Source organism: Vreelandella venusta (genome assembly GCF_044809155.1).
GTDB classification, from domain to species: Bacteria; Pseudomonadota; Gammaproteobacteria; order Pseudomonadales; family Halomonadaceae; genus Vreelandella; species Vreelandella venusta_B.
In genome coordinates, this window is sequence record NZ_CP085241.1 from 165,405 (window position 1) to 182,777 (window position 17,373).

At 57.4% G+C, this 17,373-nt stretch carries 13 protein-coding genes; 5 read left to right on the forward strand and 8 right to left on the reverse strand.

The window, feature by feature from the left end; translation table 11 throughout:
* Nucleotides 1–52: 52 nt before the first annotated feature.
* Entirely contained in the window at nucleotides 53–1,114 is a 1,062-nt protein-coding gene (locus LG301_RS00765) for an NAD(P)/FAD-dependent oxidoreductase (protein ID WP_404472593.1), read from the reverse strand.
* A gap of 189 nt (nucleotides 1,115–1,303) precedes the next feature.
* On the opposite strand from LG301_RS00765, the gene LG301_RS00770 reads away from it, so the two are divergent.
* Nucleotides 1,304–2,206: a TIGR01777 family oxidoreductase gene (locus tag LG301_RS00770; protein WP_404472594.1), complete on the forward strand. Its 903-nt coding sequence runs from the start codon at nucleotides 1,304–1,306 to the stop codon at nucleotides 2,204–2,206.
* A 21-nt stretch (nucleotides 2,207–2,227) separates the two neighbouring features.
* Here the strand turns inward: LG301_RS00770 and rapA are convergent, their stop codons facing one another.
* Together rapA and LG301_RS00780 are read right to left on the reverse strand one after the other, a co-directional pair.
* Entirely contained in the window at nucleotides 2,228–5,173 is a 2,946-nt protein-coding gene (rapA, locus tag LG301_RS00775) for an RNA polymerase-associated protein RapA (RefSeq protein WP_404472596.1), read from the reverse strand.
* A 110-nt stretch (nucleotides 5,174–5,283) separates the two neighbouring features.
* On the reverse strand, nucleotides 5,284–6,087 hold the full coding sequence (locus tag LG301_RS00780) for a redoxin family protein (protein ID WP_404472598.1): 804 nt from the start codon (nucleotides 6,085–6,087) through the stop codon (nucleotides 5,284–5,286).
* A gap of 166 nt (nucleotides 6,088–6,253) precedes the next feature.
* Between LG301_RS00780 and LG301_RS00785 the strand changes: the two genes are divergently transcribed.
* The 4 genes from LG301_RS00785 to LG301_RS00800 all read left to right on the forward strand — a co-directional run bounded on the left by LG301_RS00785 (nucleotide 6,254) and on the right by LG301_RS00800 (nucleotide 11,548).
* Nucleotides 6,254–7,729, forward strand: a complete 1,476-nt coding sequence (locus LG301_RS00785) for an SLC13 family permease (protein ID WP_404472600.1) — start codon at nucleotides 6,254–6,256, stop codon at nucleotides 7,727–7,729.
* Between the two features lie 106 nt (nucleotides 7,730–7,835).
* Complete coding sequence (locus LG301_RS00790) at nucleotides 7,836–8,072, forward strand: hypothetical protein (protein ID WP_404472602.1); 237 nt, start codon at nucleotides 7,836–7,838, stop codon at nucleotides 8,070–8,072.
* A 288-nt stretch (nucleotides 8,073–8,360) separates the two neighbouring features.
* On the forward strand, nucleotides 8,361–9,572 hold the full coding sequence (locus tag LG301_RS00795; protein ID WP_404472604.1) for an ABC transporter substrate-binding protein: 1,212 nt from the start codon (nucleotides 8,361–8,363) through the stop codon (nucleotides 9,570–9,572).
* Between the two features lie 218 nt (nucleotides 9,573–9,790).
* Nucleotides 9,791–11,548: a methyl-accepting chemotaxis protein gene (locus tag LG301_RS00800; RefSeq protein WP_404472606.1), complete on the forward strand. Its 1,758-nt coding sequence runs from the start codon at nucleotides 9,791–9,793 to the stop codon at nucleotides 11,546–11,548.
* Nucleotides 11,549–11,674: 126 nt separating this feature from the next.
* On the opposite strand, the gene LG301_RS00805 is transcribed toward LG301_RS00800, so the two are convergent.
* The 5 genes from LG301_RS00805 to LG301_RS00825 form a co-directional block, all read right to left on the reverse strand.
* The gene (locus LG301_RS00805) at nucleotides 11,675–13,000 is read right to left on the reverse strand and encodes a branched-chain amino acid ABC transporter permease (RefSeq protein WP_404472608.1); all 1,326 of its coding nucleotides are present in this window, start codon (nucleotides 12,998–13,000) and stop codon (nucleotides 11,675–11,677) included.
* Nucleotides 13,000–14,004, reverse strand: coding sequence for a branched-chain amino acid ABC transporter permease (locus LG301_RS00810; protein WP_404472610.1), 1,005 nt, complete (start codon nucleotides 14,002–14,004; stop codon nucleotides 13,000–13,002). The genes LG301_RS00805 and LG301_RS00810 overlap by 1 nt, the downstream gene beginning before the upstream one ends.
* Nucleotides 14,005–14,020: 16 nt before the next feature.
* Entirely contained in the window at nucleotides 14,021–14,743 is a 723-nt protein-coding gene (locus LG301_RS00815) for an ABC transporter ATP-binding protein (RefSeq protein ID WP_404472612.1), read from the reverse strand.
* A gap of 103 nt (nucleotides 14,744–14,846) precedes the next feature.
* A complete protein-coding gene (locus LG301_RS00820) occupies nucleotides 14,847–15,617 on the reverse strand; it encodes an ABC transporter ATP-binding protein (protein WP_404472613.1) in 771 nt (256 codons plus the stop codon).
* 53 nt (nucleotides 15,618–15,670) lie between these two features.
* A complete protein-coding gene (locus LG301_RS00825; protein WP_404472615.1) occupies nucleotides 15,671–17,107 on the reverse strand; it encodes a sodium-dependent transporter in 1,437 nt (478 codons plus the stop codon).
* Nucleotides 17,108–17,373 lie beyond the last annotated feature (266 nt).

Consider the following 17,373-nt stretch of genomic DNA (forward strand, 5'->3'; position numbering starts at 1 on the left):
ATTAGGTACAACCTTTGCTGTGATTTCGGGCAAATATGATAGCGCGCTGCTTTTAAACCGACCGGCCTAATAGTGCCTGTGCTAGCTCGTACCCTGAAAGCCATGCGTCTTCTACACGGCTGCCGCGAAAACTATCGCCGCACAGCGCTAGGCCCTGCTCACTGTATAAGTATGATTGCTGTCCAGCACTGGCAGGCTGGGCATAGCGCCAGCGGTGTGCGCCTAGGTCAATCAGCTCAGGCAGCGCCGTGCCTTCCGGGAACAGCGAGGTGAAAGCGGCAAGCAGCTGCTGGGCAGCATCGTCACTCGCGAGTTCAATATGGGTGTCACTCCACTCTAATTGCGCCAGTAGACTAATGCTTTCAGGCTGCTGCTCACGGCCAGGTTTGCTACTGTTGCGTGTCGCTAAGCGCAGCGCTGCGTGGTCTGTCTCAACGCTGTGCCAGTTGGGCACCACGCCTTCAATAGGTGGAAGCGGCTGGGCAAAAATGGCCCAGCCCGCCCAGCAGCCACGCTGGGGGGCGGCTTGGCAGGCAGCTGACAGGGCATCATCCCAATCGGCGATAAGTGTATAGGCTTGCGGGGGTGGGGCGCTGACGACGACCGCTGCAAAAGGCCCATGGGTGGCGCCGTGTTGGTCGGCGAGTAGCCAGCCATCTTCCTCCTTTGTTAACGCAACGATGGGGGTTTCAAAAGCCATGCTTGCGCCGGGTAGAGGGGAGAGCGTTTCGGTTATGTGGCGCGTGATGGCGCTCATGCGAGGCGCCCCCGTGTAGCGCAGCTGATCATCGTTGTGCGTTTGCCAACTACTTGAACTAGCCTGATAGCGGTGGGTGGGCCAAAGGGCTGCGCAACCCGCCAGCTGCCACTCTTTTACTGCTTTTGCAAAGCGCGGGTCACGCACGGTGAAGGCCTGGGCGCCTAAATCAAGCGTTGCCTGCGGACGCCGCTTGCTAGACATGCGGCCACCGGGGCCACGCGCCTTATCAAAGAGTGAGGTATTCATTCCCTCTTTTGTTAACTCGTAGGCGCAGGCAAGTCCGGACATACCTGCACCGATAACGGCGACAGAGCAAGGGGCCGAAAGAGTAGGAAGCGACGATGATACAGCCATAAAGCCTCGCAGCGCTAAAGATGAATAAAGCGAATAAAAGAGAGTGAGCTAACGCTCGCTAAAAGCTGAAAAGTCTTTTTGAGTATTTGATTGTAGCACTTGTGTATAAATATCGTACAATAAGTTTGTGCGCTCAACCAGTGTTCAATCAGGCGGCGCTTACTTCTTTTCATCCACAGGAGCGACACGATGCGGGTATTAATAACCGGAGGCAGCGGTTTTGTTGGTCAACGTCTATCTGAGCAGCTTGTAGCGTTAGGCCACGAGGTTCAGGTGGTCTCCCGCGCGCCGCACAAGGTACGCGATCGTTTGCCAGCGGCTTGCGATATCCGCGATAGTGCCCAGGCATTTGTGGATACGCCGCCGGATGCGCTGGTGAATTTGGCCGGTGAGTCGATTGCTGCCAAGCGCTGGAGCGACAGTCAAAAAAACGAGTTGATTCGTTCGCGTGTGGAGAGCACCGCGCAATTAGTGATGCTCTGCGAGCAGTTGAAAGCTAATGGCCAGTCGGTACCTAGCGTTATGGTGAGCGGCTCGGCGATGGGCTATTACGGCAACCAGGGTAGTAAGGTGGTGGATGAAACAACGCCGCCCCATGATGAGTTTGCCCATCGGCTGTGCGAACAGTGGGAGTCCGCGGCGAAGCCGGTTGAAGCGCTTGGCGTTCGCTTAGCGCTTCTGCGCATTGGCCTGGTGCTGGATGCTGGCGGCGGCACGCTACAGAAGATGGTGCCTCCATTTAAGCTGGGGTTGGGGGGCCGCTTTGGCGATGGCACACAGTTTATGCCGTGGATTCACCGCGATGATTTGGTTGCTGCGATTATTTTCCTGCTGAATGAGTCGGCGCTCTCTGGGGCCTTCAACGGTAGCGCGCCGCACCCGGTGACGAATGCGGAGTTTACCCAGACACTGGCCAAACAGCTGCATCGTCCCGCCATTTTTCCAGTGCCTGCCTTTGTGCTTAAAGCAGGTTTTGGTGAGATGTCGCAGCTGCTACTCACCGGTGCGGATATGCGCCCCTCGCGCCTTGTCGAGGCCGGTTTTACCTTCCAGTATCCGACTCTCGACAAAGCGTTAGCCGCCATCTTCTAACGCAGGCTGTTTTAGGAGGCGTTAGGCATTGGGGTCAACGGTGATGACAACCCGCACGGAGTCCAGCCGTAAGCGGGTGTTCTCAATCGCGTCGCTTAATGCCTGGCGCTCCTGTTTCAACGCTTCAAGCTCCTCGGTGCGCACCGCTGGATTGTGCTCCGCCAAGGCGGTCAAGCGGGCAAGCTCACTGTCCAGCTGGGCGCGCATGCGGATTTCGGCCGCTTCTATAATACTAGGCAGCTCACGTTCGGCTTCGCCCTCACCCTGAATCAACAGGTCGCGCAGCTGATCATGGCGGCTCTTGATCAGGTCCCGCGCCAGCGATTTATTAACCTTCTGCAGGTTCTTGCCTAGGCCCGTGAAGGAAATTTTGCTGGTTAGATTGGCGCCTGACTCATCCAGCAGTACGCGAATCGCCGTCGGCGGTAAGAAGCGGTTAAGGTGTAACGATTTTGGCGCCGGGCAGTGGGTGCGGAACACCAGTTCGGCCATTAGTCGTCCGCTGGGGATCGCCGGATGGCGCAGCAGTGCCAGCGCGGTATTGCCCATGGTGCCGTCTAATATGCGCTCCATCATTTCGCGCAGTAGTGGGTGCTCCCAGGAGAGCCGCTGCACGTCGTCACGCGCCAGCGCCTGAGCACGGCTGTAGGTCGCTGAAAAGCCCTCTTCGCCTTTCACTAGCCCGGGCAGGCCATCGAGCATGTGCTGGCTTGGCTGAAGGTGGAGCAAGCCGTTGCCGATTTCCTGGCTGTCAACGCCAAAAATATCCAGCGCCCGCTCGACAAATTTGGGCAGCGCGGGATCCTCATCGAGTTCGCGCACCGCCTCAATGACTTGCTGTGCGCGAGCCGGGCGGCAGGCATTAAGCTCTAGTAGGCGGTTGCGCCCGGCGTCCCGCTCAGCCAGTTTGGCGGTGAACATTTGCCGCGTCTCTTCAATGATTTCATCAAGCATTTCATCGTCGAGCAGAGCATCGGCAAGGGCATCGCCAAACGCATCGAAGAGCTCGCTACCGATACCGTGGGGCGCGCTAAAGGCCTCCATACCTTCGTGATACCAGCGCAGCAGCCGCTCGCCGGGGCTGCCGGTAAAGGTCGGCGCGTGAAGTTCGATAGCGTGGCGCTGGCCAATACGGTCGAGACGTCCAATGCGCTGCTCCAGCTGGTCGGGATGCTGGGGCATATCAAACATCACCAGGTGGCGGCAGAACTGGAAATTGCGCCCTTCGGAGCCAATCTCCGAGCACACCAACACTTGGCAGCCCTCCTCTTCGTCGGCAAACGCCGCGGCGGCGCGGTCGCGCTCCACCAGCGATAAGCCTTCGTGGAAGACCGGCGCGTGGTAGCCGCCGAGTACGCGCAGCGCCTCGGCAAGTCCTTCAGCCGTTTCGCGGTGGTGGGCAATCACCAGCACTTTATCGTTGGCAAAGCCCGCGTCACTATCGTCGCTGAGCTTCTCAAGCAGCCAGTTGACGCGTGGGTCGATGTGCCACCAGGGCTCGCTGTTCAGCGGGTCGTTGCTTAATTCCCGGTACATGGCGTCCGGGTAGATCAGCACATCGGGATGATCCATGCCGGTTTCGATCAGCAGTTCATCCAGATAGTCCTCATCGCGCTCCAGGCGGCGCAGCACTCGGCGATAGGCGGAGGGTAGCTCAAGCGCCTCAAGGTGCAGGCGGCGCTCGGGGAAGCCGCCTACGTGGCGGCGGCTATTGCGGAACATCACTCGGCCTGTGCCATGGCGGTCTAGCAGCGCATCGCGCAGCTGGGCGCGGGCGGCATCTTGCTGCTCAGCACTGGCTTCCAGGTTGCACAGCGTTGCCAACAGCGCTTGGCTATCGCGGTCATCTGCCGCTGCTGCAACGCGTTCACGAGCGCTGGCGGTGTGAGGCAACTCATCCAAAGCATCGATCGCGCTGGCCACCGCGACGTAGTGCTGCTCTTCGTCTTTGAAGCGTTCAATATCGTGATAACGCTCGGCATCCAGCAAGCGCAGTCGGGCAAAGTGGCTCTCAACGCCCATCTGCTCGGGCGTGGCGGTAAGCAGCAGCAGGCCGGGGATTTCGGCGGCAAGCTGTTCAACGCACTGATAGCCCGGGCCGCTGCCTTCGCTGCTCCAGTCCAGGTGGTGGGCTTCATCTACGATCAGCAGGTCAAAGCGGCTGGCCAGCGCCTGGTCTTGGCGATGAATGTTAGCGAACAGCCAGCCTTGGCTCGCCAGCACGATCTGGGCGCTCTCAAATGGGTTGGCGCTGCCGTGAGCTTGGCTTTGGTGTTCGTCCAGCAGGCTGACGTTGAGTGAGAAACGGCGTAAAAGCTCGACCAGCCATTGGTGAGTGAGGCTATCCGGCACCAGAATCAGCGCCCGCTCGATGCGGCCTGTGAGCAGCAGGCGGTGCAGTATCAGCCCGGCTTCGATGGTTTTACCTAGCCCGACTTCATCAGCCAGCAGTACCCGAGGTGCGTGGCGGCCAGCGACTTCGTCAGCAATATAGAGCTGGTGAGGAATCAGGTCGATACGCGGCCCGGCAAAGCCCAGCGCGCTGTGCTGCTCGATGCGCTGGTAGTGATGCAGGGTGCGAAAGCGTAGATCAAACCAGTCGTTACGGTCGACCTGGCCGGTCAATAAGCGATCCCGAGCCTGGTCGAACTGCATGGTATCTGCCAGCTTGGCTTCTGGCAGCTCGCGCAGATTACCTTCGCTGTCTTCGCCAATATACGTGATGAGACCGCCAGACTCTTTGCTGTCATCCACGAGTATCTGCCAACCATCGGCAGAGAGCACGCGGTCACCGCTGCCGAACATCACGCGAGTTAACGGTGCCTGACGCGTGTTGTAGGTACGGGTTTCCTGGCTGGCACTGAACAAAATGGTAACGCTACGGGCGTCGCAGTTAAGCACGGTGCCGAGTCCAAGCTCAGCCTCGCCGTCACTAATCCAGCGCTGGCCGGGAGAAAAATCGCTCATGATGCCTCAGGGAAGTCTTCAATACGGGTCATATGCCACCGGGATGCGCCGGTGGCAACAGGGCGGGGGATTCTAACGCAAAGCAGCGGGGGGATTAAGGTCTATCGGTGTCAATCTTCCAACCAGCCTGCTAATTGAGCACTGGTAAGCTCGCCCACATGCACATCCAGCGTGTTGCCCTGTCGATCAAACAACACCGTGGTGGGCAAGCCAGGCGCCTGGAACTGGGCCGTTAAGGTTTGGCTGGGGTCACGCAGCGCATAGCGAAATGTCAGCCCCTGCTCATCCAGGTAGCGCACGATAGGCAGCAAATCTTCGCCCTGGTTGGCGATAACGACGCTGACGCCATCACGCTGGTCGGCTTCTTCTAACAGCGGCATCTCCCGCAGGCAGGGGGGGCACCAGGTGGCCCATAGGTTGACGATAATCAGGTCGCCGCTTTCAGTCAGCGATGGCAAATGCACCGGGTTACCGTCGACATCTTCTAGGGTGACATCCGGCAATGCCTCAACGGAAAATTGATTGCCAATCGGCGCGAGCGTTACCACCACAAGCCACAGGCTAGAAGCGCCGACGAGCATCGCCAGGGCGCCGATCATCGACAGCAGGTGCCTGCGCAGCGACCATGCTGTCCAGAGTAACCCGGCCAGCAGCCCGCCCAGGCCGTGATAGCCAGGTTGCCACAGCTTTAAGGCGTCTACCGGGTCGGCGCTGAAACTTTCCCAGTTGAGTGCTACATACGTCGCCCGCGCACCCAATAGCCAGACAAGTAACAGCCCATTGAACCAACGGCCATGCTGACGCGCTGACACGCCAAGCAAATAGCGGCTGGCCAACAGGAGTAGCAGTGCGCAGCTAATGGCATAGAGCCGTGGCAGTGAAATGAGCAGTGGGCCAAGGGCAATCGCGTTCATGGTTTTCCCGTCAAATAGGTACACTGGCTAACCATACCATGCACCTTGGCTATTCCGGTGATGTCGATGCCGCGTTGCGACGTTAACATATGAAGGCGCTGAAGTTAGCGGATGGAGGCGCGTATCAAGTACCCATGCGCGCCGTTTTATTAAGGAGATAATACCCATGGATGCGCCGGAAAATGCCCTACATTGGCAGCGACGCAAAATCACCGTAGGGCTACTGGGCGGCCCCTTGTTAGCGGCGATATTGCTAATGTTAGAGGCGCCTGGCGACATGCCCATCGACGCATGGCGTGTTGTCGCTCTGACAGCGTGGATGGCCGTCTGGTGGATTTTAGAGCCGGTACCGATGCCGGTAACCGCACTGCTGCCCGTCGCGTTATTGCCGCTATTAGGCGTGGTTGACGTCAATGCAGCGGCTGCTCCCTATGCCAATCCGCTGATTTTTCTATTTTTAGGCGGTTTTATGTTGGCAGAGGCCATACAGCGATGGAACTTGCATCGGCGAATTGCTTTGGGTGTGCTAACTGTGGCGGGCAAGCGTCCAGATCAGCTCGTCGCCGGTTTTATGGGGGCAACGGCATTTCTGAGTATGTGGGTCAGCAACACCGCGACGGCGGCGCTGATGGTGCCGATAGGCTTGTCGGTTCTGGCGCTGCTTGAACGCCAGGGCAGCGCGCTAGATCAGCGGCCTATGCAGCTCTGTTTGCTGCTGGGTATCGCGTTGGCCGCCAATATTGGCGGCATGGGCACGCTGATAGGGACACCGCCCAATGCATTATTGGCCGGCTTTATGGCGGATAATTATGGCATTGAGATCGGTTTTGCTCAGTGGATGCTGGTCGGAGTTCCGCCTGCGGCGCTGCTGCTGGCGATAGGGTGGTGGCTGCTCACCCGCTGGATTTATCCTGTCCCCCGTTTACCGCTGGAGGGCATCGCGGCGGTGCTGTCGCAGCAGGAGGAGGACCTGGGCCGTATGACCCGTCCTGAGCAGCGGGTGGCCGCCGTATTTATCTTGGTAGCGCTGGCTTGGATCGGGCGCCCACTGTTGGAAAACCTGACCGGCCTTAGCCTCAGCGATGGCGGAATAGCCGTGATGGGGGCGTTGCTACTGTTTGTGATTCCAGCCCGCTGGAGAGAGCGCCAGTTTTTACTCGACTGGAAAAGCGCACAAAACCTTCCCTGGAACGTGTTACTGCTTGTCGGTGGTGGGCTCAGCCTGGGCAGCGCGATCGAAAGCTCGGGATTGGCGGAAAGCGTGGCTAACCTGCTGGCGGTGTTTGCAAGCTGGCCCCTTTGGGCGATGATTTTTATGGTCGTCGTCACCGTCATGTTAATGAGCCATGTAACCAGTAATACCGCCACCGCCGCCGCTATTATACCCCTAGCGGCGGCACTAACCGTGAGCATGGAGCAAAGCCCACTCCTGCTTACCGTACCGGTTGCCATGGCAGCCTCTTGTGCCTTCATGCTGCCGGTCGCGACGCCGCCCAATGCGGTTGTCTTCGGCAGCGGTAAAGTGCAAGTGAGCGACATGCTGCGTGCCGGGGCGGTAATGAGCCTAGTTGCCGTGGGCGTGATCTGTACGGCGGTCTTTGCACTTGCCATGCCGGTGCTGGGGTTTGGTTGGTGGACGTAGCGGCCTGTTGCGTTGTGTTTGAGAGCGTAATTGCGTTCATGCTCTTCTGGTTAAGCAGGTACACTCATCAATCACATCAACCACATTAACCATTACGGAGTTGTCTATGCCGCAACCCGCTTTTGACGTGCTGCGGGCGCTGGCCATTGGGTCGCAAGCGCTGGGCTTAATGCTGATTATTACTTTGGAAACGGTGATAGGGGATGCCGCCCGCCCCTGGCAGGGGGTTGTGCTTGCCCTTATGGTGGCCGCCGCGCTGGCTATCGCGTTGGTAAGGCTTTACCGCCGAAACCGCCTGCGTAAGCAGCAGGCGCAGCGGTTTGCTGACCACCACGATGACTAACACTAGGCGCTTTCACCCCATGGCAACTGTTAGCTACTGGTGGCTATGGGCGCTGTCTTGATGGCGGGTTGCACCCATGCGGTGGTTCGTGAGCATCACGTCAGCCCTGGATCAGTGGAGTCACAGGATACGTGACTGGGCAAACACGCTGCTCAGGCGCCAGCGTTAAGTAAATTGTAAATTAGCGTTAGAAACCGTTGCTTGTTTTTTTTGCGTTCCGGTTCCAGATTAAGAAGAGTCCCACGCTGGACGATTGGGACACTTAATATACTGGGAGCGACCAATAATATGATGAATAAGCGCGCATTAGTCACCGCTGTGGCGGTCTCGTCACTGGCCTTAACGGGCATGGCTCAGGCAGAAGAAGTCAAGGTTGGCTTCTTGGGTGGCTTTACCGGTGGGATCGAGAGCCTGACGCCACCGATTTTTGAAGGTGCGCAGCTAGCGGTGGCGCAGGTGAACGAGCAGGGCGGTATTTTAGGCGGGCAGACGCTAGTGATGCCTTCTGGCGACACCACCTGCTCGGATGCATCAGCGGCCTCTAACGCGGCTGACCGCATGGTGAACTCGGAGCAAGTCACGGCGATTGTCGGCGCACTCTGCACCGGGGCCACCATTGCGGCGGCGAACAACGCGGCTATCCCTGGCGGCGTGTTGATGGTTTCGCCAGCGTCTACTGCGCCGGCGGTCTCTGAGCTGGACGACAATGATTTGGTCTTCCGCACCGTGCCGTCTGATGCTTTCCAGGGCGAAATGCTAGCCAAGCTGCTACTGGATAAAGGTATCGATTTTGTTGCCGTTACCTATGTTAACAACGACTACGGACGTGGCCTGTCGGATGCATTTAGCACAGCCTTTGAAGAGGGCGGCGGTGAGATCGCTGAAAATCTCGCCCATGAAGATAACCGTGCAGACTACCGCTCCGAACTAGGCTCTCTCTCGGTTAGCGGTGCGGAAACGCTTGTGGTGCTGGCGTATGCTGATACTTCTGGCCAAACGGTACTTCGCCAAGCCTATGAAAGCGGTATGTTTACCCAGTACGTGGGAGCCGACGGCATGGTGGGCGATAGCCTGGTAAGCGCGATTGGTGCGGATGTTTTGGACGGCATGATCGCTACCCGCCCCGGTAGCCCCGATCTGCCAGGTACCGAGATTTTCAATGAAGCAGCTGAAGCCGCCGGTATCGACCCCAGCGCTGTCTTTGCCGCCCAGGCATATGATGCCGCCTTCCTGGTGGCGCTGGCCATTGAGCAAAATGGCAGCGCTGAACGCGAGGGATTAAGCGAAGCGCTGCGCAGTGTCTCTAGCGCGCCTGGCGAAACCATTTTACCGGGTGAGTGGGAGAAAGCGGTAGAGCTGATTGCCGCAGGCACCGAGATTAACTATGAGGGTGCTTCTGGCTCCCATGAGTTTGACGCAAACGGTGACGTACCCGGCGTAGTGGTCGAAATGGTCGTTGAGAATGGCGCCTTTACCAGCAAAGGGCTAGTCGACCTCTAAACGAACGATATGTTGTTTTTCTGAGCCCTTGGCGCCGTCAGGCGTCGAGGGCTTTTTACTGCCTGCTGTTGTCGTTCACACGCCTTTTCCTTGCTAGGCGCTTATGTTGCATAGACTTGATGAAGATCACCTGTTGGCCGTGTTAGGCGCGCTATTCTCTCGTTTCAGAAATAGCGGTGACCTAACAATACTGACGACCTTCACTGGGGAAAATAATAATGACGACAACACGGGGTCCTTTGACCCGCTTCTTCCACTATTTGGAAGGCAGCCTACAGTTCAAAATTATGCTGCTCGTCCTCATGCCGCTGGTGCTCTCTTCCAGCTGCCTTCTCGTGCTAGAGGGCATTGATCGCTACCGCAACAACCAAGCCCAGATTGAGCAGCAGCGTACCTTGCTCGTAGAGGCTCGGGAGCAGGGCGTTCGCAGCAGTGTTGAGCTAGCAAGCTCAATGATACGCGAGCTGCAAGCGACAGAAGACGATACTCAGCGCGCTCAAGCGCAAGCGGTTCAGCTTCTTAATGGCATGCGGTTTGAAAATGATAACTACATTTTTGTCTATGAGATGGACGGCACCATGTTGGTACAGCCAGCAGTGCCAGAAAGTGTCGGGACAAATATGCTGGACGCGCGTGATGCGAGTGGACGCGAAATGATTCGTGACATGGCCGTGCTGGCACAGCAAGGAGGTGGCTTCTACCAGTATGACTGGCCGCACCCAGTAACGGGCAACGCCGAGCCTAAATACTCCTATGCCGAAGCAGTCGATGAGTGGGAGTGGGTGATTGGCGCAGGCGTCTATGTGACGGATATCGATGCGACGATGGAGGCCATCGAAGCCGCCGCGATGGCGGATCTAAAAATGGCTTTTCTGCGGCTTTGGGTCATTGCCACGCTTATCAATCTTGCGATTACCGCTCTGGCTATCTGGTTGGCGCGGCGCACAGTGAAGCGGATTCGCCATACCTCTCACCACATCCAAGCCGTTGCGGCTGAAGTGGCGTCTGGCCGTGGCGATCTTACTCAGCGCCTGCAGGTAACTAGTCGTGACGAAGTGGGCAAACTAGCAGAGGACTTCAACAGCTTTCTGGCGCACATCCAGTCCATGCTGAGCGACGTTAGAAGCAGCGCCCAAACGGTGTATCAAGCGGCGGATAATATCGCCCAGGGCAGTGAAGAATTAGCCACGCGCACCGACCAAGCCGCGGCAAGCTTGCAGCAAACCTCTTCAGCCATGGAAGAGATCACGTCAACCGTTGAGCATAATGCGGAGCATGCTCAAACCGCTGACCGCATGGTGCAAGAGAGCGCGAGCGTGGTCACCCAAGGGCAGACGGCGATGGAAGATGTCGAGCGGACGATGGCCGATATCAAGGCGTCCTCTGGGCAAATCAGTGAAATTGTTACGCTCATCGATTCGATCGCTTTTCAGACCAATATTCTGGCACTTAATGCATCGGTAGAGGCTGCTCGCGCGGGCGAGCACGGGCGAGGGTTTGCGGTGGTTGCCCAAGAGGTAAGGAAGCTTGCCCAGCGCTCTGCAGAAGCAGCCCAGGAAATCAAAACGCTGATAGCTACTTCGGTGGAGCACTCACAGAAAGGGAGCCAAATCGTTCAGCGGGCAGGTAACACAATGCGAGAGATTTTAGGCAGTGTGCACCAGGTGGCCCAGGTTATCGCAGATATTAGCGCAGGCTCTAAAGAGCAGAGTGTGGGGGTGAGCGAAGTGAATACAGCGGTGGTTCAGCTCGACGGCATGACCCAGCAAAACGCCGCGCTGGTGGAGGAGAGTACCGCCACCGCCAGCCGTATGCGCCAGCAGGCTGAGAAGCTTAATCGCCTGATAAGCGGTTTTATCTTAGGCGACGCCGCGCCAAAGGTAGGCCAGCTTTCAAAAAATGGCCCCTCTTCACCTAATGCGTTGGCGAGCACCGCACGAAAAAGCGATGTGGCGTTGGCGACTGACGACTTCTAGCCGCTCAGCGCACTTGTACTAAAGGTATGTTTAACAAGAAAACGCCCTTAACAATATGCTTAAGGGCGTTTTTACTTATGGGTTAATACGCTGGTTGGCCATGTTGCTTGTTAACGACGGCGCTTGTTAACCATGCTGGGATATTTTTTCAGGCAGCAGCCCTTTAGGCGCGAAGCGCAGTACCAGCGTAATAAGCATCCCAATGACCAGCACTCGCGCTTGAAGCGCTCGGCTATCCATATTGCTGGGCGCCTCCCAGCCAAAGGTCCCTTCGCCAAATGCGACGGCCAGCTGCATTAAAAACAGTGCCAGCGGCTCCGACATAATCCAGATAATATAGACCGCCACCGCACCAAAAATGGTGCCCAGATTATTGCCTGGGCCGCCCAGAATCACCATCACTAGCACCAAGAACGTGTGGTTCAGAGGCAGGTAGCCTTGGGGGTCGAACAAGCTGTTGAACGTGCCCAGCATGCCGCCCCCCAGGCCCATCAAAATGCAGCCCAGCACGAAAATTTCCAGGCGACGCTTGTTGATGTCCTTACCCATGGCGGCTGACGACACTTCGTTATCGCGAATCGCACGGATCATTCGTCCCCAGGGGGCGTGGTAGGCGCGGTGCAACAGGAAGAAGATCACCGCAATCACCACCGCCGTCACCGAAAGGTAAATAGCGCGGGAGAGAGTAAACCCAAGCTCGGCGGGGCCAGGGGTTGGCCAGGGCAGCGGCGAGACCGTGGCGGTACCCCGAGTGAGCCAGTCGGAGTTCTTCAAAAATGCCTTAATGATCTCGGCAATCCCCAGGGTGGCGATGGCGAGGTAGTCACTGCGCAGCCCAAGGCACACATGGCCAATAAAGTAGCCAACGCCACCGGCCAGCGCGCCACCCACTATCCAGCCCACCCAGGCAGGCAAGCCAAAACCGCCTACAAAGCCCGCCTGGGACTGAATTTGGCTGGTCACGTCGCGCAGCAGGCTAATCACAACGAGGTAGAGCACTACCGCCAGCACGACCGCAATGACAGTGCGCAATTTCTTTGGCACGCCCAGGCGGTCAAGCTTGGTGGCTCCTATCACTATCAGCGTCGCCGCAATGCCATAGAGCAGCACTTGGCCCAGTTCGCCGGGCAATTCCGTGCCCCAAAAGGCGTCGTTGACCGGCACGCTAAACAGCATCGCGCAGAAGCCGCCCAGGGCGACAAACCCCATCACCCCGGCATTAAACTGCCCGGCGTAGCCCCACTGAATGGTCAGGCCTAGGGCGAGAATGGCATAGCAGGCGGCTTCTACTAACATCCGCGTGCTGTAGGCAGCGCCCATCATGGCGTAAACCGCCAGCACGGCGACCAGTAGCGCGCCAAACAGCACCAGTTCGCGCAGTGGGAAGCGGCGTGTCTGGGTGGCGTCTTGCGGCGTGTAGGCCGGATTGCGATTATTGGTTGGATGGCTCATTAGATCACCTTGCCTTTAAATAGGCCGGTCGGGCGCCACACCAAGATGGCCACCAAGATAAAGAACGGCACCACAATCTTATATTCAGTGCCCACGAAGGCGAGATTGTTAGGCAGCTCAAGCCACGCCGGAAAGCTGTCGCGGAACGGGCGCAGCAGTACGTTCCAGTTAAATACCGCCAGAGTTTCGGCAAAGCCCACCACAAAGCCACCGGCAATCGCGCCATACGGGTGGCCGACCCCACCGACAATCGCTGCAGCGAAAATCGGCAGCAGCAGGAAGAAGCTCAAATCCGGCTTGAAGGTGACGTCCAGGGAGAGCAAGGTGCCTGCAATGGCTGCAAGGCCGCCCGCAATCACCCAGGTAACCGCCACAATGGTATTGGTATTAATGCCTGACGCTTGCGCCAGCTCCGGGTTATCCGACATGGCGCGCATTGCCTTGCCTAACCGAGAACGGTTAAGAAATAGGTGGAGCGCAACGACCGCCACCAGCGTGATTACAAACAGGTAAATTTGTGGTTCGGTAATCACGATCGGCGCACGGACACCTTCAAAAGGCAGGGCGAGACGAAAGATCTCTTTGCGGTCGTCGACGTAGAGACTCTGTCCCCCTGTGCCGGAGAACAGACGGATAAGCCCTTGGAGCATCAGTGTGACGCCCAGCGAGCCAATCACCATCACAATAGGCTTCACGCCGTGGGCGCGCAGCGGCTTGTAAAATGCCTTATCGATACCCACTGCGAGCAGGGCGGTGAGCAGCATGGCCAGCGGCAGCATGATCAGCGCCGTGGGGACGCCGATGCTAGCGCCCACCGCAGGGAACGCCGTGGTGAGCAGCAGCACCATAAAGGCACCGAAGGTCATCATGTCGGCATGGGCAAAATGGGCAAAGCGCATAATGCTGAAAATCAGCGTGACGCCAATCGCGCCAATGGCGTAAATCGAGCCAGTGACACTGCCCGCAATCACCACGTTATTAATAAAAAAGACCAGTTCGTTCACGTGTATCTCCCCCGGGCTAGCCGCCCAAAAAGCTTTTGGCGACATCAGGGTCAGCAAGCAGCGCTGCCCCGGTATCCGTAAAGCGGTTCTGGCCTGCCGCCAGGACAAAGCCTTTATCGGCAATGGCCAAGGCCTGCTTGGCGTTCTGCTCGACCATTAAAATGCCCACGCCTGCGGCGTTGATTTTCTTCACGCGATCAAAAATCTCGTTCATATACAGCGGTGAAAGGCCTGCAGTTGGCTCATCCAGCAGTAGCAGGCTGGGTTCCGCCATTAAGGCACGCCCCATGGCGACCATTTGGCGCTGCCCACCGGAAAGCTCGCCCGCAGGCTGGTGGCGCTTCTCCACGAGGGGGGGGAAGAAGTCGTAAACCTGTTCCAGCATACGCTTAACATTCTGCGGCTTTAGGTAGGCGCCCATTTCCAGGTTCTCTTTGACAGAGAGGCTGGGGAAGACGTTTTTTTCCTGGGGCACAAAGCCCATACCGCGCTCCACCAGCTGGTTGGGGGGCAGGTTGTGAATCGGCTGACCGTTGAGCAGGATCTCGCCTTGATTAACGTTTAACAGCCCAAACACGGCTTTCAGCATGGTGGATTTGCCAGCGCCGTTAGGGCCAACAATCACGCCCACTTCATTGGCGTACAGGGTCATATTAACCCCGTTTAAAATATTCATACTGCCATAGCCGCCGTGCACATCGCGTGCTTCCAGCAGTGGCTGTGATTGCATTGAAGACATAGAAAGCGTCTCTGTGAGAGTGTCTCAGCAGTGCCGCCTGTGGGTTAACCGAGGCGACTGTGTTTTTTTGTTTATCGTTTAACGCGCTGTTAAGCCGCGTTATTTAAGCAGCATCGGTGCCGAAATAGGCCTCAATAACCGCGGGATTATTCTGGATGTCTTCAATGTGCCCTTCGACCATGACGCTGCCCTGGGCAAGCACAATCACCGGGTCGCAGAGCCGCGAGATCATGTCCATGTCGTGCTCAATCACTAAGAAGGTGTAGCCCATCTCGCGGTTAAGCCGCTCAATATTGCCCATCAAGTCGCCGAGCAGCGTGCGGTTTACCCCAGCGGCAATTTCATCCAGCAGCACCACTTTGGCGTCGGTCATCATGGTACGGCCAAGCTCTAAGAGCTTTTTCTGACCACCGGAAAGGTTGCCCGCCAGTTCGTTGCGCACGTGGTGCAGGCCTACAAAATCAATCACCTCCAGTGCGCGGCGGCGAACCTCGGCCTCTTGCTGGCGCACTAGACCGGGTTTGAACCACGTGTTGAAGAGGCTTTCACCCGCTTGCTGGGGCGGCACCATCATCAAGTTTTCCAGTGCGCTCATCTGGCTGAACTCGTGGGCAATTTGGAAAGTGCGCAGTAGCCCTTTGTGAAAGCGCTGGTCGGCGCTTAGCGAGGTAATGTCTTCGCCATCCAGTAAAATAGAGCCGCTGTCAGGTGTCAGGGCACCCGCGATGAGATTAAACAGAGTCGATTTACCCGCCCCGTTGGGGCCAATCATGCCGGTGATCGATCCTTTCTCGACGCGTATAGAACAATCGTTGATGACGTGTAGCCCACCGAACGCTTTATTAACGTGTTGTACTTCGATAAGCGGTTTCATGGTGACCTCGCGGAGCAGGCGGCGTTGAGGCCGCCTGCGTTATTCGCATGATGTTAGGAGGTGGATTTACGCAGGCGTTGGCTAAGAGCGAATGCACCCACAATGATGAGTGCTCCCAGCGTGGGAATGACGTAACCGTCCACGTAAGGAATGGTCCGCAGGAAAACGAACGACACAGCTGCGGGACCAACAAAGCGCACTAAAAAACGCCAGGTTTTGAACCACGTTTGGTTAGTGCCCAGCTCTTTCTTGACTTCGCTTTGGGTAAGCGCCCAGCCAGCAAAAAGCGCGATCATCAGACCGCCCAATGGCATAAAGATATTGGTTAGTAGCTCAATAAAGTCAAACGCACTGCGCCCGAACAGGGTGTGGAAAATGGTGCCTTCCGCCCACACGTTAAAGCTCACCACGGTCAGCAGGCCCATTGCCCAGGCGGCAACGACCATGATGGTCACTGCTTGCGGGCGGGTCATATCAAAACGCTCTACCAAAAAGGCAGCGACTGGCTCAATTAGTGAGATCGACGAGCTGATCGCAGCGCCTAGCACCAAGATAAAGAAGACGCCGCCCACCAGCGCGCCAAACGGCATGTCGGCGAAGGCCAGCGGCAGGGTGACAAACATCAGCCCTGGACCTTGGCTGGTTTCCAAGCCTGCGCCAAATACCAGCGAGAAGATCGCCAGGCCGGCTACCATCGCCACGGCGGTATCCACAATCGCAACCGCAATGGCGGTGCGGGTTAGCGAGGCGTCACTCGACATGTACGCGCCATAAGCCATGATGGCGCCCATACCTAGGCTCAGCGTAAAGAACGATTGGCCAACGGCCTGCAGCCAGCCTTCAAGGCTGAGATCGCCGATATTGAAGGTAAACAAGAAGCTGGCAGCAGCGCCTACATCACCATTAATGATGCCGTAAACGAGTACCAGGATGAGGATGGCAAACAGGGCGGGCATCATGATGCGCAGGCCTGACTCAATGCCTTTGTGGATGCCCATGGCGACAATCAGGGCCGAGGCGGCGATAAACAGCGTATGGTAGAGCGTCATTAACCCGGGTGAGGCCAGCAGCGCATTAAAGCCATCGCCGATGGTCTGCGCATCCGCGCCCACTAACTCGCCTGTCAGCATTAGCCAGGTGTAGTGCAGCGCCCAGCCCGCGATGACCGAATAAAAGCTTAATATCAGGAAGGCAGAAGCCGCGCCTAACCAGCCGATTGACTCCCAGGCGCGGGAGGTTTTATGGGTTTTAGTTAGGTGGCGCATACCCATAATGGGGCTTTGGCGGCTAGTGCGTCCGAGCATGGTTTCGGCAATTAAAATAGGGATACCCACGGCAAAAATCGTTACGGCGTAGACCAAGATAAACGCCCCGCCGCCGTTTTCGCCGGTAAGGTAAGGAAACCGCCATAGGTTGCCAAGGCCGACGGCAGAACCGACTGCCGCCAATAAAAAGGTGCCTTTGTGAGTCCAGACGTTGTGACCGCTCATGTGAAGAAGTGCCCATGTTCTGGTGTTTGGGTAGACGTAATAAGCCAAACACCTGTATGAATTAAGGGGTGCGAGTAGGCCGAGGCCGCGCTGCAGTTAGCGCTACTTTGCGATAGAACGCACGCGCTTTCCAGCCCGCTAGCGTTTAGGTTGCGTTAATGGAGCCGCTTGGCGGGCGATGCGGAGGAGGGGTCGGAATAATTTGGTGAGTATTGGTGTAAAAAGCAGAAAACCCGCACTAGGACGGGTTTCTGGTGTTGTGCGGA